Genomic DNA, 26,521 nt, shown 5'->3' with positions numbered 1-26,521 from the left:
AAGAAGGATGAGAAATGAGTAAGGAAAAAGTCATTTTAGCCTATTCAGGTGGATTGGATACATCAGTTGCTATTACATGGTTAAAAAAAGACTATGATGTGATTGCTGTTTGTATGGATGTGGGTGAAGGAAAAGATCTGGAATTCATCCACGATAAAGCTCTCAAGGTTGGGGCTGTTGAGTCTTATGTCATTGATGTTAAGGAAGAATTTGCTAATGACTATGTTTTAGTGGCTCTTCAGGCACATGCTTACTACGAACAGAAGTATCCCTTGGTATCTGCTCTGAGTCGCCCTCTTATTTCAAAAAAACTCGTTGAAATAGCTCATCAGACGGGGGCAACTACAATTGCCCATGGTTGTACAGGCAAGGGAAACGACCAAGTTCGGTTTGAAGTCTCTATTGCAGCTTTGGATCCCAATTTAAAGGTAGTTGCACCTGTTCGTGAGTGGAAATGGTCTCGTGAAGAAGAAATCCAATATGCCAAAGAAAACGGTGTTCCAGTTCCTGCTGACCTTGACAATCCTTACTCTGTCGATCAAAATCTTTGGGGACGTGCAAATGAATGTGGTGTCTTGGAAAACCCTTGGAACCAAGCGCCAGAAGAAGCATTTGGGATCACATCTTCTCCAGAAGAGGCACCAGACAGTCCAGAATTTATTGACATTGAGTTTAGTTGCGGGGTGCCTACCTCCCTCAATGGTGAGAAGATGAAAGTGGCGGATTTGATTCAAAAACTAAATGAAATTGCGGGCAAACACGGTGTCGGTCGTATTGACCACGTGGAAAATCGCCTAGTCGGTATTAAGTCAAGAGAGATTTATGAGTGCCCAGGTGCTGTGACTTTATTGGCAGCTCATAAGGAGATTGAAGACTTGACTCTTGTGAGAGAAGTGGCTCATTTCAAACCTATTATCGAAAATGAGTTGTCCAATCTCATCTATAATGCCTTGTGGTTTAGCCCAGCAACTCAGGCTTTGATTGCCTATATCAAGGAGACACAGAAAGTTGTCAATGGAACTGCAAAAGTTAAACTCTATAAGGGGAATGCTCAGGTAGTGGCTCGGAAATCTCCAAATTCTCTTTACGATGAAAATTTGGCGACTTATACTAGTGCAGATACCTTTGACCAAGATGCGGCTGTTGGATTTATCAAGCTTTGGGGGCTTCCGACTAAGGTTTATTCAGAAGTTCAGAAAAATGTTGAGTAGTGACGCGATAGAAAGGGACGACAGGATATGCCGAAAAATACAAAATTATGGGGTGGTCGATTTGAAGGCACTGTGGAAGATTGGGTAGAACAGTTCGGTGCGAGTATTTCCTTTGACCACCAGCTGGCAAAATTTGATTTGATGGGTTCCTTAGCTCATGTTCAAATGCTAGGACAGACTGGCATTTTAAGCTTGGAAGAGGCAGAGCAGATTCAAGATGGTCTGAAAGCTTTGTTGCGAGATTTAGAGGCAGGAGAGCTTCATTTTGATATTGCAAATGAAGATATTCATATGAATATGGAAGTGTTGCTGACAGAGAAAATCGGTCCTCTGGCTGGAAAACTGCACACGGCTCGTTCTCGGAATGACCAAGTCGCAACAGATATGCACTTATATCTAAAGGAGCAGCTTGGCCATGTCTTGGATAAGTTGGCGAATCTGAACAGTGTTTTGCTGGATTTGGCTGAAAAACATGTGGAAACCATCATGCCAGGCTATACCCATTTACAGCACGCCCAACCGATTAGTTTTGCCCACCATCTCATGGCTTATTACAATATGTTTCAAAGGGATAGCGAGCGATTTGCATTTAACTTGAAACATACGGACCTATCTCCCCTGGGTGCGGCTGCCTTAGCGGGGACAACTTTTCCAATCGATCGTCAATTATCGAGTGATTTATTGGGCTTCCAACAACCCTATATCAATTCCTTGGACGCAGTGAGTGACCGTGATTTTATCTTGGAATTTCTGTCAAATGCCAGCATTTTGATGATGCATATGAGTCGTTTTTGTGAGGAAATCATCAATTGGTGCAGTTTTGAGTATCAGTACATTAGCTTGTCTGATAGCTTTTCAACGGGTTCGTCTATCATGCCCCAGAAGAAAAATCCTGATATGGCCGAATTGATTCGAGGGAAGACAGGACGAGTTTACGGGCACTTACTTGGACTATTGACCGTCATGAAGTCTTTGCCTCTGGCCTATAATAAGGATTTGCAAGAGGACAAGGAAGGCCTGTTTGATACAGTAGAAACGATTTTGAATTCTCTGGATGTGTTGGCAGGTATGCTATCGAGCATGCAGATTAATAAGGTCAAAATGCAGCAATCCACAGAGAATGATTTTTCGAATGCGACCGAACTGGCAGATTATTTGGCTGAAAAAGGCCTCCCTTTTAGAGAAGCGCATGAAATTGTAGGGAAATTGGTTTTAGACTCTATCAAGCATGGTAAAAATATCCAAAATTGGGATTTGAAGGAGTTGCAAGCCTACCACCCCTTGATTGAAGAGGATATTTATATCTACTTGCGTCCAGAAACCGCTGTTAAGAGACGCAATTCCTTAGGAGGAACCGGCTTTGAGCAAGTGAAATACCAGATAGAACAAGCGAAGAAAGAACTTAAAGGGGAAAATTGATTCGTTTGTAAAGTAAGAAAGAGAGGCTGAGATGATTTATCAGCCTCTTTCTTGTCTTCTCCAACCAAGCGTGTTATAATGAATACTGCTCAAGCGACCTTCAATCGTGAAGCACACACGACCTTCAATCGTGAACTAGTCATTTCGTTTATCTTTTATTACGTCGTTAACTCGCAATGAGATGCAAGCTGAGCTTGTCTGATTTATAACCTCAATCAGTCTCCCAGACTGATTGAGCGAACTCGAGTTATGCCTGCGACTCGTTGCCTATCATATTTTCATTTTAAGATGATAGGCTAAAATGGTCTCCCAGACCATTTTACTCCTAAAAGCAAACGAAAAGACGATACTCAAAGAAATTCTATTGAAAGTTATAATGAATAGAATTTTGAAGGGTATGAATAAACGAATAGATGGGAGACTTACCATGAGTGATAACTCTAAAACACGTGTTGTCGTGGGGATGAGTGGTGGTGTTGATTCGTCGGTGACGGCTCTCTTGCTCAAGGAGCAGGGCTACGATGTGATCGGTATCTTCATGAAGAACTGGGATGACACAGATGAAAACGGCGTCTGTACGGCGACCGAAGATTACAAGGATGTGGCTGCGGTGGCAGACCAGATCGGCATTCCTTACTACTCTGTCAATTTTGAAAAAGAGTACTGGGACCGCGTTTTTGAGTATTTCCTAGCGGAATACCGTGCAGGGCGCACGCCAAATCCAGACGTTATGTGTAACAAGGAAATCAAGTTTAAGGCCTTTCTGGACTATGCTATGACCTTAGGCGCAGACTATGTAGCGACTGGGCACTATGCCCGAGTAGCGCGTGATGAGGATGGCATCGTTCACATGCTTCGTGGCGTGGACAATGGCAAGGACCAGACCTATTTCCTCAGTCAACTTTCGCAAGAACAACTTCAAAAAACTATGTTCCCACTGGGGCATTTGGAAAAGCCTGAAGTACGAAAACTAGCAGAAGAAGCAGGTCTTGCGACTGCCAAGAAGAAAGATTCGACAGGGATTTGCTTTATCGGAGAAAAGAACTTTAAAAACTTTCTCAGTAACTACCTGCCAGCCCAGCCTGGTCGCATGATGACTGTGGACGGTCGCGATATGGGTGAGCATGCAGGACTTATGTATTATACGATTGGTCAGCGTGGAGGACTTGGTATCGGTGGTCAACACGGCGGTGACAATGCCCCTTGGTTCGTTGTCGGAAAAGATTTGAGCCAAAATATCCTCTATGTCGGCCAAGGTTTCTATCATGATTCGCTTATGTCAACAAGCCTAGAAGCCAGTCAAGTTCATTTTACTCGTGAGATGCCAGAGGAATTTACGCTAGAGTGTACGGCTAAATTCCGCTACCGTCAGCCTGATTCTAAGGTGACAGTACATGTCAAAGGAGATAAGGCAGAAGTTATCTTTGCGGAACCGCAACGTGCCATCACACCAGGACAGGCAGTTGTCTTTTACGATGGCGAAGAGTGCCTTGGTGGTGGTTTGATTGACAATGCCTACCGCGATGGACAGGTTTGTCAGTACATTTAAGATTTTCTAAGAGGAAAGAGAATGTTTCAGTTTTTTAAGAAAAAAACGGCTAAAAAAGAGCAAACAATGAATCTCTCTGACTATAAGAAAGAGTATTTGAGAGAGAAAACGACAGAGTCAATTGAAGCCTTGTTCAAGGAATTGAAACAAGCTAAAGTCTGGGTCCCCTTCAATCCGAATCTTCTGGATGAGAGTGATGAACAAGAAGGGGTACGACTAAAACCGGATATTCTGCGAAAGGGAGACGACTACTTCTATCCTTGTTTCTTAACTGAACAAGATATTCCTAGGGACTATTATGACCGTTTTTCCTGGTTGCAATTACCTCTTACGGACTGTTTATCTGTTGCGGAAGAGATAGGGGAGTTTCCGGTGAGAGGGATTGTTCTGGATGCCTTCTCTGACCCAGTCGAGATTGACAAAGGAGCTTTTGAAGTGATTCGCCAATTATAGTACATTTAGATTGACAAATTTTCTCAATTTGCTACAATAATAAAAGCAATAGAAATGATGGTCAAAGCTCATGGATGTTGCAGGCTTTTTTGTCCTGCACTTCTTTGGAGTTTTGACTGTTTTTGTGTCGTTTAAGGGAAAGGACAAAAATGACTCAACAAGACTTTCGGACAAAAGTAGGAAATACTGTTTTTGGTGTTCGGGCGACAGCCTTGATTCTTCAAAATCGCAAACTCCTAGTTACCAAAGATGAGGGCAAGTATTACACTATCGGCGGTGCCATCCAAGTCAATGAAAGAACGGAAGATGCGGTAGTCCGCGAAGTGAAGGAAGAACTGGGTGTCAGAGCTCAAGCTGGGCAGCTAGCTTTCGCGGTTGAAAATCGTTTTGAACAAGACGGTGTTTCCTATCACAACATCGAATTTCATTATCTAGTTGATCTACTGGAGGATGCCCCATTGATCATGCAGGAAGATGAAAAAACGCAGCCCTGTGAGTGGATTGATTTGGATAAACTCCAGAATATCCAGCTAGTTCCAGCCTTCTTAAAAACAGCCCTGCCGGATTGGGACGGGCAACTAAGACACATTCATCTTGAAGAATAGGAGAGAAAATGACTTATAATTTTACGGAAGAATACGATATTATTGTAATCGGTGCGGGACACGCTGGGGTTGAGGCTTCCTTGGCTGCAAGCCGTATGGGTTGTAAGGTCTTGCTTGCGACTATCAACATTGAAATGCTGGCTTTCATGCCATGTAATCCCTCTATCGGAGGTTCTGCCAAGGGGATTGTCGTGCGTGAAGTCGATGCCCTCGGTGGTGAAATGGCTAAAACCATTGACAAGACTTACATCCAGATGAAGATGCTCAACACTGGGAAAGGTCCAGCTGTCCGTGCCCTTCGTGCGCAGGCTGACAAGGAGCTTTACTCTAAGGAAATGCGCAAGACAGTTGAAAATCAAGAAAATCTGACCCTTCGTCAAACCATGATTGATGAGATTTTGGTGGAAGATGGCAAGGTTGTCGGTGTGCGTACGGCGACCCATCAAGAGTATGCTGCCAAGGCTGTTATCGTGACGACAGGGACTGCACTCCGCGGAGAAATCATCATTGGAGATCTAAAGTACTCATCAGGTCCTAACCACAGTCTAGCTTCGATCAACCTAGCTGATAATCTCAAGGAATTGGGACTTGAAATCGGTCGTTTCAAGACAGGAACTCCTCCACGTGTCAAGGCTTCCTCTATCAACTATGATGTGACAGAGATTCAGCCAGGAGACGAGGCGCCAAATCACTTCTCTTATACTTCACGTGATGAGGATTATGTCAAGGACCAGGTGCCATGCTGGTTGACCTACACCAATGGTACCAGTCATGAGATTATCCAAAACAACCTCCACCGTGCGCCTATGTTTACAGGTGTGGTTAAGGGAGTGGGCCCTCGTTACTGTCCATCAATTGAGGACAAGATTGTGCGCTTTGCGGATAAGGAACGCCATCAGCTCTTCCTTGAACCAGAAGGGCGCAATACAGAGGAAGTCTATGTTCAAGGACTTTCAACCAGTCTGCCTGAGGATGTTCAGCGTGAGCTAGTTCATTCCATCAAAGGTTTAGAAAATGCTGAAATGATGCGAACTGGTTATGCCATTGAGTACGACATGGTCTTGCCACACCAGTTGCGTGCAACTCTGGAAACCAAGAAAATCTCAGGACTTTTCACTGCTGGTCAGACCAATGGAACGTCAGGTTACGAAGAGGCGGCAGGACAAGGGATTATCGCTGGTATCAATGCGGCTCTGAAAATCCAAGGCAAGTCTGAGTTGATTTTGAAGCGCAGTGACGGTTATATCGGGGTGATGATTGATGACTTGGTGACAAAGGGTACCATTGAACCTTATCGTCTCTTGACCAGTCGTGCTGAATACCGTCTCATCCTCCGTCATGACAATGCCGATATGCGTTTGACAGAGATGGGACGCGAGATTGGGCTTGTTGACGATGAACGCTGGGCTCGTTTTGAAATCAAGAAAAATCAATTTGACAATGAGATGAAGCGTCTCGACAGCATCAAACTTAAGCCAGTTAAGGAAACCAATGCTAAGGTTGAGGAAATGGGCTTCAAGCCGTTGACAGATGCAGTGACAGCCAAAGAATTCCTTCGCCGTCCAGAAGTTTCTTACAAAGATGTGGTAGCTTTCATAGGGCCAGCTGCCGAGGAATTGGATGACAAGATTATCGAATTGATTGAAACAGAAATCAAGTACGAAGGCTATATTTCCAAAGCCATGGATCAGGTTGCCAAGATGAAACGTATGGAAGAAAAACGCATTCCAGCCAATATCGACTGGGATGACATTGATTCTATCGCAACCGAAGCCCGTCAGAAGTTCAAACTCATCAATCCAGAAACTATCGGCCAAGCCAGCCGTATTTCGGGAGTAAACCCAGCAGATATTTCTATTTTGATGGTGTATTTGGAAGGTAAAAATCGTAGTATTTCTAAAAATCAAGAAAAGAAAGCATAGAAAAAACAGCTCCGAAGATGGGGCTGTTTTTTGACTTGTATTCAATGAAAAACAAAGAGTATTATTCTTCGTCTGGCGTGAGGATCATCGGGATGATAATCGGTTCACGTTCTGTATTTTCATAGAGGAAAGGACGAATAGCGTTGACGATGGCACCATTGACAGATTGCACGCTAGCATCTTTGTTCTTCAGTGCGATACGAATAGCATTGAAGAGGATGCGCTGGCTTTGGCGAATCAAGTCTCCAGACTCTCTCATGTAGACAAAGCCTCGGCTGAGGATGTCTGGGCCAGACAGAATCATCTGCGATTTAAAGTCAACAGTTGCGACTGCTAGAACGACACCGTCTTCAGATAAATCACGACGATCTTTGAGGACAGCAGCGCCGATTTCACCGATACGATTTCCATCGACATAGATGTCTTGGGCATTGAAGTGACCTGCGATACGGGCTGAGTTAGCAGTAAGAGCAAGCACATCACCATTGCTCATGATAAAGATATTGTCCTTCTCGACACCCGTATCCACCGCTAGTCCAGCGTGGACTTTCTGCATACGATATTCACCGTGGACAGGCATGAAGTATTTCGGCTTAATCAAGCGGAGCATGAGTTTTTGCTCTTGCTGACCACCGTGTCCAGATGTATGGATATTGTTCACTTTACCGTGGATAACTTCGACACCAGCTTCAGAAATAGTGTTAATCAATTTGTTGACGCTAGTGGTATTTCCAGGGATTGGGCTAGAAGAGAAGATAACAGTATCGCCGGGTTGGAGTTGCACCTGACGGTGGGTTCCATTGGCGATACGAGAGAGGGCTGCCATCGGCTCACCCTGACTACCTGTACAGAGTATTAGAATCTCGCCTGCAGGGTAGTCTTTGATTTCATTTGGCTCGATAAAGGTTCCCTTAGGAGCTTTGATGTAGCCAAGCTCGATCCCGTTGACAATGGCCTTTTCCATAGAACGACCAAAGACCGCAATCTTGCGTCCAGTCTTAACAGCGGCATCCGTTGCTTGCTGGAGACGGAAGATATTTGAGGCAAAGGATGCAAAGATGATACGTCCTTCAATACCTTGAATGATCTTCATGATGGACTGACCAACGACTTTTTCAGAGTTGGTAAAGGTTGGTACTTCCGCATTTGTCGAGTCAGAGAGGAGGCAGAGCACACCCTCTTCACCAAGGGCTGCCATCCGGTGCAAGTCCGCTGGTTCACCAACTGGGGTGAAGTCGAACTTGAAGTCACCTGTACAGACGATTTTCCCTTGAGGGGTATGAATGACAATCCCTAAAGGCTCTGGAATGGAGTGAGTGGTTCTAAAGAAAGTTGCCTTGAGATTTTTAAAGGTCAACTCAGTGTTGTGATTGATTTCGTAAAGTTTGGCGTTGCGCAAGAGGCCGTGTTCTTCGAGTTTTCCACGGATCAAAGCCAAGGCAAGTGGCCCAGCGTAGATAGGGACATTTGCTTGCTTGAGCAGGAAGGGAATCCCACCGATGTGGTCCTCGTGTCCGTGTGTGATCAAGACAGCCTTGACGCGGTCGATATTGTCCACGATGTAAGAGTAGTCGGGGATAACGTAGTCGATACCCAGCAAGTCATCTTCTGGGAATTTAATCCCAGCATCGACGATGATAATTTCGTCTTGGTATTCAATTCCGTAAGTGTTTTTCCCGATTTCTCCCAGACCACCGATGGCAAAAACGCCGACTTCTTCAGGTTTAAGAGTGTAGGCCATATTAGAACTCCGTAATCTCGAAAGCGCCAGTTTCTTTTTCGTAATCTAGCAATTTGTCAGACAAGAGTTCGATAAATTCGATATTGTACTCTGGGCGATTTTCTTCGACAAGTTGGCGAGCAGCGATACGGCCCTCAAGTTCTGAGCTGGCATCGATGTCTAGGTAAAGTGAGCGTGTTGTTTCACGACGTGGGCTACGTTCTTTTGTTTCTTGATAAAAAACTTTGTAAATCATATAGTTCCTTTCTATTTACAGGTCAGCTTATTCCAAACTTTTAGTAGAGATTTGCTTGATTTCATTCCATTTTGTGTCTAGATTGACCTTGATTCGTTACAATTATTTCAATTATACCACAAAATGAAAAATTAGTAAAAGACGGAAATGGAGAAAGTAAAGGCTGACAAAAGCGTAAAACATGGATGACAAGATGAAATAAAATTGTTTTGAGCAAAAAAGAAAAAGCCCTTGACCGAAGTCAAGAGCCGTCAAACAATGGGGGCGAATTGTTCAATCGCAATTTCAGTTCTTTAGAAACCAAAGTTTCAGGGATAGCACTGCAACCCGAAGAATCAAAGATTCAACCTGCATTTCCTACCAGTGTTCAATTATATTTTAACATTGATGGTTAAAAGAGTCAAAGAATTTGCCGTCTTTAATTCCCTCTTTTTTCTCAGCAAAAATCGAGTTGAAGCATAAAAAGAAAAAATCAAGCGATGAACATTTGGTCACTTGATTTTGAGGGCTGCTTATTTGGCGAAATAGCCGTGCTTGCGGTACCAATCTACCACGTCAGCTAAGCTTTCTTCGAGAGGGCGATGCTGTCCGCCTAGCTCGCTCTCGGTTTTGGCAAAGCTAAAATTACTTTTGAGATATTCTTCGGCCATGAGATGAGCGAGCTCATTGGTGACCAAAATTGGTTTTTTGGTGAGTCGGTGGTAGAGTTCACTTGCTTGGGCATAGATTTTGACGAAAAGAGGGGAGATCTTGCGCTTGGGGGCGGGAACGCCAGTGATTTTTTCCAGTATTTGGTACAATTCTGTCATGGTTACTTGCCGTCCAACTGCCAGATAGCGCTCCTTTGAGCGTCCGTATTTCATGGCGCGGAGATGAATATCTGCTACATCTCTAGCATCCACCATATTATAGCTAGCCTTTAAGATACCTGGAAGTTTTTGCTCTACAAAATTGATAATCAGCTGTCCACTGGAGGTCGGACCAATGTCTCTAGGACCAAGCATTACACTTGGCAAGATAAAGCAACCGAAAACATCTGAATGCTTGTCCAAGAAATCACGAACAGCCTCTTCGCTCAAAATCTTACTGCGATAGTAATCAAAAGGAGTATCTTTTGAGCGGGACATGCTCTCATCAATCAACTGATTGGCCTCGCCTTCCAGTACAACACTGGAAGAAGTATGGACAAATTGGCGGATACCAGCCTCATAAGCAGCTTCTAGGAGATTATTTGTTCCTATGATATTGGTGTCATAGAGCTCCTGCCAGTGCTTGCCGCCTTTATAATTATCGCGGAAAAAAGCAGCGGTATGAAAGAGGCTGTCGCAACCTACTAGATAGTCGCGATAGCTTGCGGGCTCCAAAATGTTTCCCTTGACAATCTGGATAGGCAAATCGCCAAATTGTTTGCGCGCTTTTTCCTCGGAGCGAACGAGAACGGTCACTTGAATGTTTTCTTTTAGCAGAGCACGCACGAGATTATTTCCTAAAAGACCAGTCGCGCCTGTTACAAAAGCGTGCTTATTGTTCTAGCTGATTTTTGATTTGTCTGGGTTCGGGTCATCCGTTTTTCCTCCTTTTGTAAATAGATGACATATCATCTATTTAGGATTTTATATTTTTTAACTAAAATTGTCAACAATTTACCTAATCTAGTGTAAAATAGTATAGAAGTGATTTTTGAAAGGAGAGCAGCGTGGTAGCAGAAGGAATTCGATTTGGCTATTTGTTTAGAAGTGCAGAGAGCTTAGCGACGAGAGAATATGGGAAGTTGCTAGAGCCTTTGGGAATTACGCCCAATCAAAGCGAGGTCTTGCTCGTTTTGGGCGAACACGCTCCGCTGTCTCTCAAGGGCTTGGGAGAATCCCTGATTTGTGAGGAAAAAAGCCCTAGTCGCTTGGTGCAGGCTTTGATTAAAAAAGGCTTGGTCAAGAAGGAAATTTCTAGCAAGGACAAGCGCAGTTCTCGCTTGAGCTTGACTGCTGCCGGAGCGGATTTGCTGCCCAAGATTGCTGAGCAAGAAGCGATTTTTGGAAAACACTTGGCGCAGCAAGTGCCTAATTTGGAGGCTTTTAGCCAGATTTTAGAGGAATTTTTGGTAGATAGTTTCTACGAAGACAAATTAAAACGCCGCTCACTTTGGCGGCAAGAGGAAAAATAGAGGATAAGCATGAAGATTGCAGCTTTTGATACGTCCAGCAAGGCTCTTTCTCTAGCCATTTTAGAGGACAAGCAGGTTCTTGCTGAGACGACGATTAATATTAAGAAGAATCACAGCATCACCCTTATGCCTGCCATCGATTTTTTGATGTCGAGTCTGGACCTGACACCCAAGGACTTGGATCGAATCGTGGTGGCAGAGGGACCGGGCAGCTACACAGGTCTGAGAATTGCGGTAGCAACTGCCAAAACCTTGGCTCATACTTTGAACATCGAGTTGGTTGGCATGTCCAGCCTCTTGGCTCTGGTGCCAAGTCAGCAAGAAGGCTTGGTGGTTCCTATCATGGATGCACGCCGTAACAATGTCTATGCAGGATTTTATGAAAATGCCAAGGCTGTCTTTCCAGAAGCGCACCTGTCTTTTGCGGAAGTGCTAGAGCAGGTCAAGAATGCTGAACAGGTAACCTTTGTCGGAGAAGTTGGAGCCTTTGTGGAACAAATCCAAGAGCATCTGCCACAAGCTAGCTACCAAGAAACCTTGCCAAATGCAGCTAATCTAGCTCTTTGGGCATGGGACAAGAAAGCAGCCTCCTTGCACGACTTTGTGCCAAATTACCTCAAGCGTGTCGAAGCCGAGGAAAACTGGCTCAAGAATCACACCGAGTCTGGCGAGTCTTACATTAAACGCTTATGATAGAAATCAAACGAATCCAAAAACAGCCTGAACTAGCTCAACCCATCTATGCTGTCATGGCAGCTGTTTACCCAGTCAGCCCTTGGACGCTGGAACAAATCCAAGAAGACCTGTCCCAAGATCAGACTTGGTATGCTCTGGCTTATGGTGGGGCAGAAGTGATTGGCTTTCTAGCCGTTCAGGAGAATCTCTTTGAGGCAGAAGTCCTGCAAATCGCTGTCAAAGGAGCCTATCAGGGTCAGGGGATTGCGTCAGCCTTGTTTGCAAAGTTGCCGACGGATAAGGAGATTTTCCTCGAAGTGAGGGAATCTAATCACCGAGCGCAAGCATTTTACAAGAAAGAAAAGATGGCGGTCATCGCTGAGCGAAAGGCTTACTACCATGACCCAGTCGAGGACGCCATCATCATGAAGAGAGAAATAGATGAAGGATAGATATATTTTAGCATTTGAGACATCCTGTGATGAGACCAGTGTCGCCGTCTTAAAAAACGACGAAGAGCTCTTGTCCAATGTCATTGCTAGTCAAATTGAGAGTCACAAACGTTTTGGTGGAGTAGTGCCAGAAGTGGCTAGTCGTCACCATGTCGAGGTTATTACAGCCTGTATCGAGGAGGCGCTAGCAGAAGCAGGGATTAGCGAAGAAGATGTGACAGCTGTTGCCGTCACCTATGGGCCAGGATTGGTTGGAGCTTTACTAGTTGGTTTGTCAGCTGCTAAGGCCTTTGCATGGGCACATGGACTTCCGCTTATCCCTGTTAATCACATGGCTGGGCACCTCATGGCAGCTCAGAGTGTGGAGCCTTTGGAGTTTCCTTTGTTGGCACTCTTGGTCAGTGGTGGGCACACAGAGTTGGTCTATGTTTCTGAGGCTGGCGATTATAAGATTGTTGGGGAGACACGAGACGATGCAGTTGGGGAGGCTTATGACAAGGTCGGACGTGTCATGGGCTTGACTTATCCAGCAGGTCGCGAGATTGACGAGTTGGCCCATCAAGGTCAGGATGTTTATGACTTCCCTCGTGCCATGATCAAGGAAGACAATCTGGAGTTTTCATTCTCAGGTTTGAAGTCTGCCTTTATCAATCTTCACCACAATGCTGAGCAAAAGGGAGAAAGCTTGTCTACAGAGGATTTGTGTGCTTCCTTCCAAGCAGCTGTCATGGATATTCTCATGGCAAAAACCAAGAAGGCTTTAGAAAAATACCCTGTTAAAACCCTTGTCGTGGCAGGTGGCGTGGCAGCCAATAAAGGTCTCAGAGAACGCTTGGCAGACGAAATCAAAGATGTCAAGGTCATCATTCCACCCTTGCGTCTCTGTGGAGACAATGCAGGTATGATTGCCTATGCCAGTGTCAGCGAGTGGAACAAAGAAAACTTTGCAGACTTGGACCTCAATGCCAAACCAAGTCTCGCCTTTGATACCATGGAATAAAGAGTCAGCTTGAAGCTGGCTTTTTTGCTAAAATATTTTATAATATGCTAAAAAAGGAAAAGTTTTTACGAATAGAATAGTAAAGGGAGTTTGGCTATGATTGAAAAAATGGAATTGGGAGAATTTTACAAGGAATTGCGCCTGGCGAGAAAGCTCAAGCAGTCAGATGTGGCTTGTGATGGACTGACAGCATCCCAGCTATCCAAGTTTGAACTAGGGCAGTCTATGCTGTCTGCGGATAAGCTGATCCTAGCGATCCAAGGGATAAATGTGACCTTCGATGAATTTGGACACAAGCTCAACAACTATCAAGAATCCCCACATATGCGAATTGGTAGAAGGGTTGTGGATCGCTTTGCCCATCAAGATATTGCTGGCTTAGAGCAACTGTTGGAGGAAGTCGAGCAAGAACAGATGGCGCAGACCTATCGTCGTTTGAATGCTATTGTGATTAAAAATGCCATCCATTCCTTAGATAAAAACTATCCGCTAGAAGAGGAGGATAGGGAGTTTTTGACTACTTATCTCTATGCTATTGAATCTTGGACCTGGTTTGAACTCTATCTTTTTTGCAATACCATGCCTTTCTTAAGTAATCAAGATCTGATTTTTTTATCCACCTCTTTACTTGAAAAATCCAAGGAATTTAAAGAATTAGCACACAATAGACTGTATATGAAAAGTGGCTTTCTGAATATCATATCAGAGCTCATGGAGCGCAAACTTTTTTCTTATATCCCAATCTTTGAAGCCGAGTTGGAGAGTATGCTTCGACCATACGATGTTTTTGAGAAATTATTGTGGCAGTTTTTAAAGAAGATGAGCATTTTCCTTCAAACTAAGGGGAGCAATCAAAAAGAGATTGAAGACTTTATCCAATCTCTGAAAGTATTAGAAAATCCACAATTAACAGCCCTTTTTGAATTGCGTTTTCAGCAATATAAAGCACTTATCGATTAGTTAAAGATGGGAAATGATAATAATATCAGCAACGATTGTCAATAATGCTATGATTTGTTTCTTCATTTCATGTCCTCCTACATAATGGTAACTATATTATATCAGTGAAATAATCAAATCAATCAAAATCGCAAATGTGAAATTTCCATAAGAAAAAATATCAAATATGCGATTTTTTAAAATAAGCCAATTTTCGTGTTATACTGTCCTTGTAAGACATTTGAAGCAAATCCTAGGTCGCAGAAATGGTTTACAAGTAAAAATAATTGAAGGAGTGTAAATGATGTTGAATTTACAATTTGCAGAAACAATGGAATTGACAGAAGCTGAGTTGGAGAAGGTTTACGGAGGAGATTTTGTGTATATTGCCAATATCCCAGGTGGTGGAAATTGGGGAGGCTGGGGAGGCCTAGGAACACCTTGGTCAATTATTGATCACTGGAAGAGAAATTTTAACCATGATTCTTCTACTGTTAATCGTCGCCGTTATTGATATTCAAAGCCCTTGCCTTTTCTTGGGTAGGGGCTGTCTTTATTTCATAGTATAGGAGAAAATAGAATGAAAAAGATAATCTCACACTACTACCTTATTATAGCCATTCTACTTGTCGTTGCTTACCAGTACTTCAGTGGTCTAGTTTTACACAGCGAGTTTGCTGCGGGTCTATCTGACTTTGAATATTATCTATCGAGTATGATATTGCATTTTCTTGTGGTTCTGCTTGCTCTTATTGTTATGGTTTGGTCAGGAAAATGGCAGAAAATTAACAGTAGAAAATTTAAAGGTTCTTATCTTTTTTATTCCTTTTTAGCTCTTCTTGCTTTTGTTATTTGGAATTTCGTCACATTTTATCTTTTCCCTCCTACCAAAAATGAAATTGCTTATCAACTGGATGTCCCTACTTTTACAGGAGCAACGGCATTTCTGATGTATTTTTTCTATCCTGTGATTGCAGGTCCCATTTTTGAAGAGATGATCTATCGTGGATTGGTGATGACTGCTTTGGAAAAAGGGAAAAAATGGGGACTGGATGTACTTGGTTCGGCTACTTTATTTGGTATTTTGCATATCAGTAATCATGGTTGGGTCTTGACAGACTTTTTCGTATATATGGGTAGTGGTTTAATAATGGCAGTCTTTTTTAGAGTGACAAAGTCTATTTATTGGCCTATTGGACTGCATATAGTCAATAATGCCATTGCTCAAATTCTCCCCTTGTTGTTTTAGAGGTTTTTGAAGCATTGTAAATAACAAAAGAGAATACTAGTTATGAAATTAAAAATTCCTGAGTCAGTTCTAATAGAGTAAGTTTGTAGTATTGGGAGTTGGTGGCTTTATTTGTTTGTTATTTAATAAATTCTGGGTTGTAGAAGTGGTTTACAAATAAAACTAATTGAAGGAGTGTAAATATGTTGAGTTTACAATTTGAAGAAACGATGAAGTTAACAGAGGAAGAATTACAAGTAGTTAGTGGAGGAGATCTTGTGTATACTGGCAATATCCCAGGGAGTGGTATAGGAACATCTCGGTCAATTACTAATTTCTGGAGAGCAATTTTTATCTATGATTCTCCGACTGTTAATCGTCGCCGTTATTGATAGTCAAAGCCCTTGCCTTTTCTTGGGTAGGGGCTGTCTTTATTTCATAGTATAGGAGAAAATAGAATGAAAAAGATAATCTCACGCTACTACTTGTTTATAGCTATTCTACTTGTCATTACTGACCAGTTCTTGATTCGTCTGCTCTTACACAGCGACCTTGCTGCTGGTCTATCTGACTTTGCCTATTATCTGTCGGATATGATGTTGAATTTTCTTGTGGTTTTATTTGCTCTTATTGCTATGATTTGGTCGGGAAAATGGCAACAAATCAATAGTAGAAAGTTTAAAGGATCCTATCTTGTCTATTCATTTTTAGCTCTGCTTGCTTTTGTTATTTGGAATTTCGTTACCTTTTTTCTTTTCCCACCTACTCGAAATGAAATTTCTTATCAACATGCTGCTCCTACTTTTACAGGAGCTACGGCATTTTTGATGTATTTTTTCTATCCTGTAATTGCAGGTCCCATTTTTGAAGAGATGATTTATCGTGGGTTGGTGATGACCGCTCTGGAAAAAGGAAAGAAATGGGGACTGGATGTGCTCGGTTCGGCTGCTTTGTTTGGAATCTTGCACATTAGTAACCACGGTTGGGTTTTGACAGACTTTTTCTCATATATGGGTGGCGGTCTCATATTTGCAGTCTTATTTAGAGTGACAAAGTCCATTTATTGGCCTATTGGGCTGCACATAGTCTACAATGGCATTGGTCAGATTCTCCCCTTGTTGTTTTAGAGTTTCTGCTAATCATAAAAACAAAAGAACTGACTAGCTAAGTATTATAAATAAGACTGACTTCCCAGTCTTTTTTATTTTGACTGTCTGTTACTAGTTTTTGATCAATTCTTTGTTACTTTAAATGAAAAGCAATTTTAGAATCCAATCACGAAATCCGACTCTGTTAAAGTTTGTCAGTCTGAGACTTTTTTTGTATAGTAGAAATATGAAATTTACAAAAATAATCAGTAGTCTGCTCGCTCTTGGAGTTTTACTCATGCTTTTATCAGCTTGCCATCATATCAAAAAGACGCAACTGGTCTTGTTTGAATCCCTTTCTTTCGGTATGCCTGTTAAATCCTTTGAAGAAGTATTTGGAGAGGCTAGCCAAGTGGTGGAAGAAGAGGAAATGGCCTATCGCGATACTTGGCGTGCAGAAGACCCTTATTTCTATAAAACAGGCCGCCTTTTCTATGATTACGAAAATATTTCTTTGAAGGGCCATACAGGTCGAGTAAGATTCACATTTTCAAAATCGCATCGCTTGGAAGAAGCGACAGCTCATATTCCTGTAGCTTCAAAAGGGGAGCAACAAGTAGTGCTCAACAATCTATCTCAGACTATAAAAAAAGAAATTGAAGCTCTTCCAGATTACCAGTCTATGACCACTGATTCGGTAGGACTATACGATGATGGTTATCGCTACAAGGTCAAATTGAAAGGACAACAGTGGGAACTCTGGGTCGATGTCTATCCAACAGAAAATAAATATGCTACAGACACAGAATAAGTATACTATCCGAGTGGATCAATTTCTCATGTATCCATGATGCTTCCTCTTCAGCACTTTTTGCTAGCACTTAGTTTCGAATCCGAAACTTTTTTCTCTTTCCTGAATATGTTATAATAGTCCGTGCTGTGGCTGTGATGATGAACAGCCTCAATTGGAGAGAATATGAGGAGAAGGATGAAAGAAAAAGGATTTTGGGAAGGCGCACAGGCGGCCATGCCGACTGCTCTTGGCTATGTCAGCATTGGTCTGGCTTGTGGGATTATCGGTGCGCCCTATGTGACACCTGTTGAGATGGGCTTGATGAGCCTCTTTGTTTATGCTGGGAGCGCCCAGTTTGCCATGTTGGCACTGATTGCGGTACAAGCGCCTGTGGCAGCTATTGCTATGACTGTCTTTTTGATCAACTTGCGACTCTTTTTGCTGAGCTTGCATGCATCGACTTATTTCCGTCATACTAGTCTCTGGCAAAATATCGGTATGTCCAGTCTCCTGACAGATGAGACCTATGGGGTTTTGATGGGAGAATTAGCCCATACAGACAAGGTCCATCCTATGTGGATGCACGGGAACAATCTCAATAGTTATGTAGCCTGGTTTATTGGGACAGTTGCGGGGACAGCTTTAGGTGGCCTTCTTCCAAATCCTGAAGTCTTTGGCTTGGATTTTGCCCTTGTTGGGATGTTTATCGGGATTTTTACTTCACAATTTCAGATTATGCAAAGACGGGTTCCTGTCCGCAATCTGCTGCGGATCCTAGCCGTTGTTGCGGTGTCCTTCTTTTTGCTCTTGACAGTGGTGTCTCAGTCGCTAGCTGTCCTGTTTGCGACCTTGCTAGGTTGTACCATGGGGGTGGTCTTAGATGGTCAGTAAATATCTTTTGTTAGCCGTTATCTTTTCAGGCCTAGTGACTTGGGTTCCCCGTATGATTCCCTTCATCTTGGTCAAGTATAAGGGCTTGCCAGCTATCGTTGAGCGGTTTTTGAAGTTCTTGCCTGTTTCCATTATCTTTGCCTTGATCCTTTCAAGCGTAGTGACTGGCAAGGTTGGCAGTCTTCCTCAAATCAAATGGCTGGACTTTTTAGCAGTCTTTCCAACGGCTTGGGTAGCCTTTCGCTACCGCAATCTAGTGGGTACGGTTCTTTTTGGAGTAGTCTTGATTGCAGTCTTGCGCCTGGTCTTTTAGTCAGCCATAAAAAAAACCTATCACCGAGATAGATATCATATAATGGCAAAAAAAAATATTTTCTGTTAAGATAGTAAAGTATTCTATTTTGGAGGAAATGACATGAAAAAAATCGTCAAATATTCATCTCTTGCTGCTCTAGGACTTGTTGCCGCAGGTGTACTAGCAGCTTGCTCAGGTGGTGAGAAGAAAGATGCGGCATCAGGTGATGCAACAAGTGCTAAGAAAGAAATCGTTGTAGCAACTAACGGCTCACCAAAACCATTTATCTATGAAGAAAATGGTGAATTGACTGGTTACGAGATTGAGCTTGTTCGTGCTATCTTTAAAGACTCAGACAAGTATACTGTCAAGTTTGAAAAGACAGAGTGGTCAGGGATTTTCCCAGGACTTGATAGCGATCGTTACCAAATGGCCGTTAACAACCTCAGTTATACCAAAGAACGTGCAGAGAAATACCTCTACGCAGCGCCAACTGCGAAAAACCCTAACGTTCTTGTTGTGAAGAAGGACGACACTAGCATCAAGTCTCTTGATGATATCGGTGGAAAATCTACTGAAGTCGTTCAAGGAACAACCTCAGCTAAACAATTGGAAGCATATAACACAGAGCATGCGGACAATCCAACTATCCTTAACTATACAAAGGCTGATTTCCAACAAATCATGTCTCGTTTGAGCGATGGTCAGTTTGACTACAAGATTTTTGATAAAATCGGTGTTGAAACAGTTATCAAGAACCAAGGTTTGGACAACTTGAAAGTCATTGAACTTCCAAGCGACCAACAACCTTACGTTTACCCACTTCTTGCTAAAGGTCAAGATGAGTTGAAATCATTTGTAGACAAACGTATCCAAGAACTCTACAAAGACGGAACTCTTGAAAAATTGTCTAAACAGTTCTTCGGGGACACTTACCTCCCAGCAGAAGCTGATATTAAATAGTCGTATGAAATCATCCAGTCTGAGAAAGGCGGATGATTTCTCAATTTTTAGGTATATAGTTTCAAACTATATGTCTGCCTATCTAATAACAATTTGCTAAATCAAATAAAGTATGAGATACTATTACGGTATTATTTTTAAAGGAGATAGAATCATGAAAATTAAAAAATGGTTCGGTGTAGCAGCTCTTGCTACAGTCGCAGGTTTGACTCTTGCAGCTTGCGGAAATTCAGAAAAGAAAGCAGACAACGAAACAGTTGTCAAAATCGCAACAGTTAACCGTAGTGGTTCTGAAGAAGCACGTTGGGATAAAATCCAAGAATTGGTTAAAAAAGATGGCATTAAATTGGAATTCACAGAGTTTACTGATTACTCACAACCAAACAAGGCAACTGCTGATGGCGAAGTAGACTTGAATGCTTTCCAACACTACAACTTCTTGAACAACTGGAACAAAGAAAACGGAAAAGACCTTGTAGCGATTGCAGATACCTATATCTCACCAATCCGCCTTTACTCAGGTAAAAATGGGGAAGAAAACAAGTACACTAAAGTGGAAGAAATCCCAGATAACGGTGAAATCGCCGTACCAAACGATGCAACAAACGAAAGCCGTGCGCTTTACTTGCTTCAATCAGCTGGTTTGATCAAATTGGATGTTTCTGGAACTGCCCTTGCAACAGTTGCTAACATCACAGAAAATCCAAAGAACTTGAAGATTACTGAATTGGACGCTAGCCAAACAGCTCGTTCATTGTCATCAGTTGATGCAGCCGTTGTAAACAATACCTTCGTTACAGAAGCAAAATTGGACTACAAGAAAGCACTCTTCAAAGAACAAGCTGATGAAAACTCAAAACAATGGTACAACATCATTGTTGCGAAAAAAGATTGGGAATCATCACCTAAGGCTGATGCCATCAAGAAAATTATCGCAGCTTACCACACTGATGAAGTGAAAAAAGTTATCGAAGAAACATCAGACGGTTTGGACCAACCAGTTTGGTAATAAGACACAGGGAGGTGGGAGAGAGTTTCCACCTCTTGCTTTTGTATAGAGAGTTGATTTTAAAGAGGCACTTGTGGTCGTTCTGAAGACACAAGTAGGTAGTAGAAAGAGAGAGAAAATGGTTTTTCCTAGCGAACAAGAGCAGATTGAAAAATTTGAGAAGGATCATGTGGCCCAACATTATTTCGAAGTCTTACGCACCTTAATTTCCAAGAAATCAGTCTTTGCCCAGCAGGTTGGACTAAAGGAAGTCGCAAACTATCTGGGTGAGATTTTCAAGCGTGTAGGGGCTGAAGTGGAGATTGATGAGAGCTATACGGCTCCCTTTGTCATGGCGCATTTCAAGAGTTCGCGTCCGGATGCCAAGACCTTGATCTTCTATAATCACTATGACACCGTGCCAGCGGATGGCGACCAGGTGTGGACAGAGGATCCTTTTGCCCTTTCTGTGCGAAATGGCTTTATGTATGGGCGTGGGGTTGACGACGACAAAGGCCACATCACAGCTCGTTTGAGTGCTTTGAGAAAGTATATGCAGCACCATGATGACCTGCCTGTCAATATCAGCTTTATCATGGAGGGAGCAGAGGAGTCTGCTTCCATGGATCTAGATAAGTATTTAGAGAAACACGCAGACAAACTTCGTGGAGCGGACTTGCTAGTCTGGGAACAAGGAACCAAGAACGCCTTGGAACAGCTGGAAATCTCTGGCGGAAACAAGGGAATTGTAACCTTTGATGCTAAGGTGAAGAGTGCGGATGTGGATATCCACTCGAGTTATGGTGGTGTCGTGGAGTCAGCTCCATGGTATCTTATCCAGGCCTTAAGTAGCCTACGTGCAGCAGATGGACGTATCTTAGTAGAAGGCCTGTACGAGGATGTTCAAGAGCCAAATAAACGAGAGCTAGCCTTGGTGGATACTTACGCCCAACGCAATCCAGAGGAAATTAGTCGCATTTATGGTTTGGAATTACCTCTCTTACAAGAGGATCGTGCAGCCTTTCTAAAACGGTTCTTTTTCGAGCCAGCCCTTAATATCGAAGGGATTCAGTCAGGTTATCAAGGGCAAGGGGTTAAAACGATTTTGCCAGCAGAAGCCAGTGCTAAGCTAGAGGTTCGTTTGGTTCCTGGCCTAGAACCGCATGCTGTTCTGGAAAAAATTCGGAAACAGCTAGACAAAAATGGCTTTGATAAGGTAGAATTATACTATACCCTGGGAGAGATGAGCTATCGAAGCGATATGAGCGCACCAGCTATTCTCAATGTGATCGAGTTGGCCAAGAAATTCTATCCACAGGGCGTTTCAGTCTTGCCGACCACAGCGGGGACAGGGCCCATGCATACGGTCTTTGATGCCCTAGAGGTACCAATGGTGGCCTTCGGTCTAGGAAATGCCAATAGCCGAGACCATGGTGGAGATGAAAATGTGCGAATCGCCGATTACTACACCCATATTGAATTAGTAGAGGAGCTGATTAGAAGCTATGAGTAGAGATATTATCAAGTTAGATCAGATTGATGTGACTTTTCACCAAAAGAAGAGAACCATCACAGCGGTCAAGGATGTGACCATTCACATCCAAGAAGGGGATATCTACGGAATTGTTGGATATTCTGGAGCAGGGAAATCAACCCTTGTACGGGTGATTAACCTCTTGCAAAAACCATCTGCAGGGAAAATTACCATTGATGACGATGTGATTTTTGATGGTAAGGTCACTTTGACGGCGGAGCAGTTACGTCGGAAACGTCAAGATATCGGGATGATTTTCCAACACTTTAATCTTATGAGCCAGAAAACGGCCGAGGAGAATGTGGCCTTTGCCCTTAAACATTCTGGACTCAGCAAGGAAGAAAAGAAAGCTAAAGTAGCCAAGTTGTTGGACTTGGTTGGCTTGGCGGATCGTGCTGAAAACTACCCTTCACAACTATCAGGAGGGCAAAAACAGCGTGTGGCTATTGCGCGTGCCTTGGCCAATGATCCAAAAATCTTGATTTCAGATGAGTCAACTTCTGCCCTTGACCCTAAGACAACCAAGCAGATTTTGGCCTTGTTGCAAGATTTGAACCAAAAATTAGGCTTGACTGTTGTCTTGATTACGCATGAAATGCAGATTGTCAAAGATATTGCTAACCGTGTGGCGGTCATGCAGGATGGCCGTTTGATTGAAGAGGGTAGTGTCCTTGAAATCTTCTCAGACCCTAAACAACCTTTGACCCAAGACTTCATCTCTACTGCAACAGGTATTGACGAAGCCATGGTTAAGATTGAGAAGCAAGAAATCGTAGAACATTTATCTGAGAATAGTATTTTAGTGCAGCTCAAGTATGCAGGGGCTTCGACAGACGAACCACTTTTGAATGAATTGTACAAGCGTTACCAAGTAACGGCCAATATCCTCTATGGAAATATCGAAATTCTCGATGGCACTCCTGTTGGAGAATTGGTGGTGGTCTTGTCAGGTGAAAAAGCAGCGCTAGTAGGTGCTCAAGATGCCATTCGTCAGGCTGGTGTGCAGTTAAAAGTATTGAAGGGAGGACAGTAAGATGACAGAGTTGATTCAAACTTATCTACCAAATGTCTATAAGATGGGCTGGGCTGGTCAGGCAGGCTGGGGAACAGCCATCTACCTAACTCTTTATATGACAGTTCTTTCCTTCATCATCGGAGGGTTCTTGGGGTTGGTAGCAGGTCTTTTCCTCGTCTTGACAGCGCCAGGTGGTGTCTTGGAAAATAAGGTTATCTTTTGGATTTTAGACAAGATTACCTCTATTTTCCGTGCGGTTCCTTTCATCATCCTCTTGGCAATCATGTCGCCACTTTCTCACTTGATCGTCAAGACTAGTATCGGTCCAAATGCAGCCCTTGTGCCACTTTCATTTGCAGTCTTTGCCTTCTTTGCCCGTCAGGTGCAGGTTGTCTTGGCTGAGCTGGATGGCGGTGTCATTGAGGCGGCTCAAGCGAGCGGAGCGACCTTCTGGGATATCGTGGGTGTTTACCTATCAGAAGGTCTTCCAGATTTGATTCGTGTGACGACTGTGACCTTGATTTCCCTTGTTGGAGAAACAGCTATGGCCGGGGCAGTTGGAGCTGGTGGTATCGGTAATGTGGCCATTGCCTATGGATTTAACCGTTACAATCACGATGTGACCATCTTGGCAACCATCATTATCATCTTGATTATCTTTACAATCCAGTTCTTGGGAGATTTCTTGACCAAGAAATTAAGTCATAAATAATGGAAGGAGTTCAAAGGGACTCCTTTTTGTTTTCTCACCGAAATGCAAGAAGGATAAAGCTTCTTTTTAGAAATATGCTATAATAAATAAAGGTCCTCAATTAGCAAATCAAAAAGTTTGCTGTAGAAGGGATGATAATGTAAAGGAGTTTGACTGGTATGAATTATTTCGAGGGGAATGAGTTTTTCCTTCTCTTGTTTGTAGTTTTACTGATTGGTTTTGTGGTAAACTTTTTTGAAAAACGTAAGGACTACTATATTTTGGTGCTCTCCCTCTTATTTGCAGGAGCTATCTATGGTAAGAGTCGAGCGATGATGGTCTATTTGCTTGCCTTTGTCGTTTATCAATATTTTCTGGTTTTTCTAGCACAGAGGATAGAGGCAAAGCGGCTGAAACCACTGGTTTTCCTTTCCATTCTTCCTTTAGTAATCAATAAAGTCTTTGCCCTGACTTCTCTGCATTTGTTGGCCTTTATTGGAATTTCTTACATGTCCTTTAAGACCATTCAGATCATGTTAGAGATATCGGATGGCTTGATCAAAGAAAAAGTCAGTGTAAAAGATTATCTACAGTTTTTACTCTTTTTCCCAACAGTTAGTGCTGGTCCGATTGATCGGAGTAGGAGATTTTTAAAAGAGATAAACGAGGTCATGCCTCGAAAAGAGTATCTAGAGTTAGCAGGGGACGGTGTGTATCGTATTGTTCTAGGCCTTCTTTACAAGGTTGTTTTATCAACCTATGTTTACCAGATGTTACTCACTCTAAGCAATACGGGTACAGTCGTCTACTCAATTAAGTATATGTACCTCTATACCTTGTATCTGTTCTTCGACTTTGCAGGCTATAGTCTAATGGCCGTTGGAAGTAGTAACATTCTAGGTATTCAGACACCGATGAACTTTAACAAACCTTTCTTGAGTGTTGATATCAAGGATTTCTGGACCAGATGGCATATCACCTTGTCGACCTGGTTGAGAGATTTTGTATTTTCAAGAGTATTGATGCAGGTTATCAGGAAAAAATGGTTTAAAAATAGACTACACAATGCAACCTATGCCTATATGGTCAATATGTTGGTCATGGGTTTTTGGCATGGTCTTAGTGTTAGTTACATTGTCTATGGTTTTTACCATGGTGTCTTGATGGCTGGATTTGAAGTGTATCAAAAGAAAAGCAATTTTTATAAGAAAAATAAAAACAAAAACTGGTATAAGCTACTAAGTTGGTTTGTGACCATGAATTTGGTTATGGTTGGTTTCTTTATCTTTTCAGGTGAACCCTATAAAATCTTACTGACGATTTTAAAGAGATAAGAGATTGAAAAGAAGTCTGCCAGATTGAAGGGATAGGATAAAACGAGATGATTAAATTAAAAGCATTTTTACTATCGCTTGTGCTCGTAATTGCGACGCTTGCCCTTTTAAATGTGACCTATGTCAAGAAGATTGATGATTATTATAAAGTCAAGGATAACAGTATTCGTTATAGCACCTCGTATGAAAAGTATAAAAGTAGAGATATTCTAACAAGCAATATCACTCCCAATACACTGGTTCTAATGGGTTCTTCAGAGTTGGTTGCAACGATAAATGAAGACTATCATCCAAATAAAATTTTTAACTACAACGATTTTAATATCATGCAGATTGGGACTAGTTATTCTCAAAACATCATTCAGGCTACGACCTTGGGCTCTATTGAAGGATCTATGAGTAAGCGAAAAGTAGCTATAGTAGAGTCGGTTCAGTGGTTTGAAAAAGATGGGACCCATCAAGATGCCTTTTTGAACAAGGCTTCTCAGGAACATATTTTCCACATGCTAGATAATGACAAGATTAGTAAGGAAACGAAAGAGAAACTGATCAATCGCATTATCGAGATTACCAAGGGAAACAAGCAACAAAATGACATCTACAAAAAATACAAAAGTTATTTCATAGATGGAAAAGGAACTATTGTTGAAAAAAAACTATTAGAGTTAGATAACGCGATGTATTCCTTTAAGCTCAAACGAAAATTTTATGAAAATCATGAGAAATCAGATTATCCTTCACTAGGAGACAAAACCCCAGACTATGATTGGGAAAAAATGACGGATCGGTTTGTGGAAGAGGTCAAAAAGAAAACAGACAATAATGACTATGCTGTTGATAATAATTACTACAATACTTACTTAAAAGACCGCTATGCATCACTGAAAGATTCCAATAAAGATTTGAGTTACCTAGAGTCACCAGAGTATTCAGATATGGAACTCTTCTTGACAGTTGCCAAGGAATTGGGCATTGAAGTTGAGGTCATTATTTTCCCAGTAAACGGGAAATGGAATGACTATACGGGTATCTCAAGAGAGATGCGAGAAAAAACTTATAAAAAAATAGAAGATGTCGCAAAAAGCCATGGTGCAACTGTACTAAACTATGGAAACAGAGAGTATGATAATTACTTTTTATTTGACGTGATGCACGTTGGAGTGAAAGGATGGATGGAAGTTGAAAAAGAACTTTATAAATTTGCAAACCAAGCTAACTAACACTCATCGATTAATCTTGTGGACACTTTTTTTCTATACGGTTATCTTGAGCATCGTGATTTACTGTTTTGTGACCGATTTTTCGAATATTCAAGAATTTATCTATAGTGAATTCTAAG

The 26,521-nt window shown here is 42.3% G+C and carries 27 protein-coding genes and 2 pseudogenes; 26 read left to right on the top strand and 3 right to left on the bottom strand.

What is annotated here, in order from left to right; all coding sequences use genetic code 11:
* Nucleotides 1-14: 14 nt before the first annotated feature.
* From MK395_RS07950 to mnmG, 6 genes are all read left to right on the top strand, one after another.
* Entirely contained in the window at nt 15-1,211 is a 1,197-nt protein-coding gene (locus tag MK395_RS07950) for an argininosuccinate synthase (RefSeq protein WP_268711634.1), read from the top strand.
* A gap of 27 nt (nt 1,212-1,238) precedes the next feature.
* The gene (argH, locus tag MK395_RS07945; RefSeq protein WP_268711633.1) at nt 1,239-2,630 is read left to right on the top strand and encodes an argininosuccinate lyase; all 1,392 of its coding nucleotides are present in this window, start codon (nt 1,239-1,241) and stop codon (nt 2,628-2,630) included.
* A 427-nt stretch (nt 2,631-3,057) separates the two neighbouring features.
* Complete coding sequence (gene mnmA / locus MK395_RS07940) at nt 3,058-4,179, top strand: tRNA 2-thiouridine(34) synthase MnmA (protein ID WP_268711632.1); 1,122 nt, start codon at nt 3,058-3,060, stop codon at nt 4,177-4,179.
* Nucleotides 4,180-4,200: 21 nt separating this feature from the next.
* Nucleotides 4,201-4,632, top strand: coding sequence for an SseB family protein (locus MK395_RS07935; protein ID WP_268711631.1), 432 nt, complete (start codon nt 4,201-4,203; stop codon nt 4,630-4,632).
* A 149-nt stretch (nt 4,633-4,781) separates the two neighbouring features.
* Entirely contained in the window at nt 4,782-5,237 is a 456-nt protein-coding gene (locus tag MK395_RS07930; protein WP_000193650.1) for an NUDIX hydrolase, read from the top strand.
* Nucleotides 5,238-5,245: 8 nt separating this feature from the next.
* Entirely contained in the window at nt 5,246-7,159 is a 1,914-nt protein-coding gene (gene mnmG, locus MK395_RS07925) for a tRNA uridine-5-carboxymethylaminomethyl(34) synthesis enzyme MnmG (RefSeq protein ID WP_268711630.1), read from the top strand.
* Between the two features lie 61 nt (nt 7,160-7,220).
* Here the strand turns inward: mnmG and rnjA are convergent, their stop codons facing one another.
* Together rnjA and MK395_RS07915 are read right to left on the bottom strand one after the other, a co-directional pair.
* On the bottom strand, nt 7,221-8,900 hold the full coding sequence (gene rnjA, locus MK395_RS07920) for a ribonuclease J1 (protein WP_000331964.1): 1,680 nt from the start codon (nt 8,898-8,900) through the stop codon (nt 7,221-7,223).
* Nucleotide 8,901: 1 nt separating this feature from the next.
* Nucleotides 8,902-9,135 (bottom strand): DNA-dependent RNA polymerase subunit epsilon, encoded by a 234-nt coding sequence (locus MK395_RS07915; RefSeq protein WP_000639585.1) that lies wholly within the window; start codon nt 9,133-9,135, stop codon nt 8,902-8,904.
* 209 nt (nt 9,136-9,344) lie between these two features.
* Between MK395_RS07915 and MK395_RS07910 the strand changes: the two genes are divergently transcribed.
* Nucleotides 9,345-9,530, top strand: coding sequence for a hypothetical protein (locus MK395_RS07910; protein WP_268711629.1), 186 nt, complete (start codon nt 9,345-9,347; stop codon nt 9,528-9,530).
* 117 nt (nt 9,531-9,647) lie between these two features.
* Here the strand turns inward: MK395_RS07910 and MK395_RS07905 are convergent.
* A pseudogene (locus MK395_RS07905) lies at nt 9,648-10,658 on the bottom strand (SDR family oxidoreductase); the annotation flags it as partial.
* Between the two features lie 173 nt (nt 10,659-10,831).
* On the opposite strand from MK395_RS07905, the gene MK395_RS07900 reads away from it, so the two are divergent.
* The 19 genes and pseudogenes from MK395_RS07900 to dltD all read left to right on the top strand — a co-directional run bounded on the left by MK395_RS07900 (nt 10,832) and on the right by dltD (nt 26,402).
* Nucleotides 10,832-11,296, top strand: a complete 465-nt coding sequence (locus MK395_RS07900; protein ID WP_000225125.1) for a MarR family winged helix-turn-helix transcriptional regulator — start codon at nt 10,832-10,834, stop codon at nt 11,294-11,296.
* A gap of 9 nt (nt 11,297-11,305) precedes the next feature.
* Complete coding sequence (gene tsaB, locus MK395_RS07895) at nt 11,306-11,989, top strand: tRNA (adenosine(37)-N6)-threonylcarbamoyltransferase complex dimerization subunit type 1 TsaB (RefSeq protein ID WP_268711628.1); 684 nt, start codon at nt 11,306-11,308, stop codon at nt 11,987-11,989.
* On the top strand, nt 11,986-12,423 hold the full coding sequence (gene rimI / locus MK395_RS07890) for a ribosomal protein S18-alanine N-acetyltransferase (RefSeq protein WP_139689689.1): 438 nt from the start codon (nt 11,986-11,988) through the stop codon (nt 12,421-12,423). The genes tsaB and rimI overlap by 4 nt, the downstream gene beginning before the upstream one ends.
* Entirely contained in the window at nt 12,413-13,423 is a 1,011-nt protein-coding gene (gene tsaD, locus MK395_RS07885) for a tRNA (adenosine(37)-N6)-threonylcarbamoyltransferase complex transferase subunit TsaD (RefSeq protein WP_268711627.1), read from the top strand. Before rimI ends, tsaD begins: the two co-directional genes overlap by 11 nt.
* 96 nt (nt 13,424-13,519) lie before the next feature.
* A complete protein-coding gene (locus MK395_RS07880) occupies nt 13,520-14,383 on the top strand; it encodes an XRE/MutR family transcriptional regulator (RefSeq protein WP_268711626.1) in 864 nt (287 codons plus the stop codon).
* 283 nt (nt 14,384-14,666) lie between these two features.
* Entirely contained in the window at nt 14,667-14,876 is a 210-nt protein-coding gene (locus tag MK395_RS07875; RefSeq protein WP_049490479.1) for a peptide pheromone VP1, read from the top strand.
* A gap of 66 nt (nt 14,877-14,942) precedes the next feature.
* On the top strand, nt 14,943-15,611 hold the full coding sequence (locus MK395_RS07870; protein WP_268699766.1) for a CPBP family intramembrane glutamic endopeptidase: 669 nt from the start codon (nt 14,943-14,945) through the stop codon (nt 15,609-15,611).
* A gap of 182 nt (nt 15,612-15,793) precedes the next feature.
* Entirely contained in the window at nt 15,794-15,982 is a 189-nt protein-coding gene (locus tag MK395_RS07865; RefSeq protein WP_049489640.1) for a peptide pheromone VP1, read from the top strand.
* A 66-nt stretch (nt 15,983-16,048) separates the two neighbouring features.
* A complete protein-coding gene (locus MK395_RS07860) occupies nt 16,049-16,717 on the top strand; it encodes a CPBP family intramembrane glutamic endopeptidase (protein ID WP_268711625.1) in 669 nt (222 codons plus the stop codon).
* Between the two features lie 208 nt (nt 16,718-16,925).
* Nucleotides 16,926-17,529: pseudogene (locus MK395_RS07855) on the top strand (hypothetical protein).
* 137 nt (nt 17,530-17,666) lie between these two features.
* Complete coding sequence (locus tag MK395_RS07850; protein ID WP_000659740.1) at nt 17,667-18,362, top strand: AzlC family ABC transporter permease; 696 nt, start codon at nt 17,667-17,669, stop codon at nt 18,360-18,362.
* Nucleotides 18,352-18,675 carry an AzlD domain-containing protein gene (locus MK395_RS07845; protein WP_000253946.1) on the top strand — a complete coding sequence of 108 codons (324 nt, stop codon included), beginning with the start codon at nt 18,352-18,354 and terminating at the stop codon, nt 18,673-18,675. Before MK395_RS07850 ends, MK395_RS07845 begins: the two co-directional genes overlap by 11 nt.
* A gap of 102 nt (nt 18,676-18,777) precedes the next feature.
* Complete coding sequence (locus MK395_RS07840) at nt 18,778-19,620, top strand: amino acid ABC transporter substrate-binding protein (protein WP_268711624.1); 843 nt, start codon at nt 18,778-18,780, stop codon at nt 19,618-19,620.
* Nucleotides 19,621-19,774: 154 nt separating this feature from the next.
* A complete protein-coding gene (locus MK395_RS07835; RefSeq protein WP_268711623.1) occupies nt 19,775-20,629 on the top strand; it encodes a MetQ/NlpA family ABC transporter substrate-binding protein in 855 nt (284 codons plus the stop codon).
* 118 nt (nt 20,630-20,747) lie between these two features.
* Nucleotides 20,748-22,121, top strand: a complete 1,374-nt coding sequence (locus tag MK395_RS07830; RefSeq protein WP_268711622.1) for a M20 family metallopeptidase — start codon at nt 20,748-20,750, stop codon at nt 22,119-22,121.
* The gene (locus tag MK395_RS07825; protein ID WP_061588581.1) at nt 22,114-23,175 is read left to right on the top strand and encodes a methionine ABC transporter ATP-binding protein; all 1,062 of its coding nucleotides are present in this window, start codon (nt 22,114-22,116) and stop codon (nt 23,173-23,175) included. Before MK395_RS07830 ends, MK395_RS07825 begins: the two co-directional genes overlap by 8 nt.
* Nucleotide 23,176: 1 nt before the next feature.
* Nucleotides 23,177-23,869 carry a methionine ABC transporter permease gene (locus MK395_RS07820; RefSeq protein WP_000137507.1) on the top strand — a complete coding sequence of 231 codons (693 nt, stop codon included), beginning with the start codon at nt 23,177-23,179 and terminating at the stop codon, nt 23,867-23,869.
* Between the two features lie 158 nt (nt 23,870-24,027).
* Nucleotides 24,028-25,182, top strand: a complete 1,155-nt coding sequence (gene dltB, locus MK395_RS07815) for a D-alanyl-lipoteichoic acid biosynthesis protein DltB (protein ID WP_049520540.1) — start codon at nt 24,028-24,030, stop codon at nt 25,180-25,182.
* Nucleotides 25,183-25,229: 47 nt separating this feature from the next.
* Nucleotides 25,230-26,402, top strand: coding sequence for a D-alanyl-lipoteichoic acid biosynthesis protein DltD (gene dltD, locus MK395_RS07810; protein ID WP_268711621.1), 1,173 nt, complete (start codon nt 25,230-25,232; stop codon nt 26,400-26,402).
* The last annotated feature ends 119 nt before the right edge of the window (nt 26,403-26,521 follow it).

The sequence above is a fragment of the Streptococcus oralis genome (genome assembly GCF_026782085.1).
GTDB classification, from domain to species: domain Bacteria; phylum Bacillota; class Bacilli; order Lactobacillales; family Streptococcaceae; genus Streptococcus; species Streptococcus oralis_DA.
Note: the sequence above shows the minus strand (reverse complement) of the source record. Positions and strands in the feature narration are given on the sequence as shown.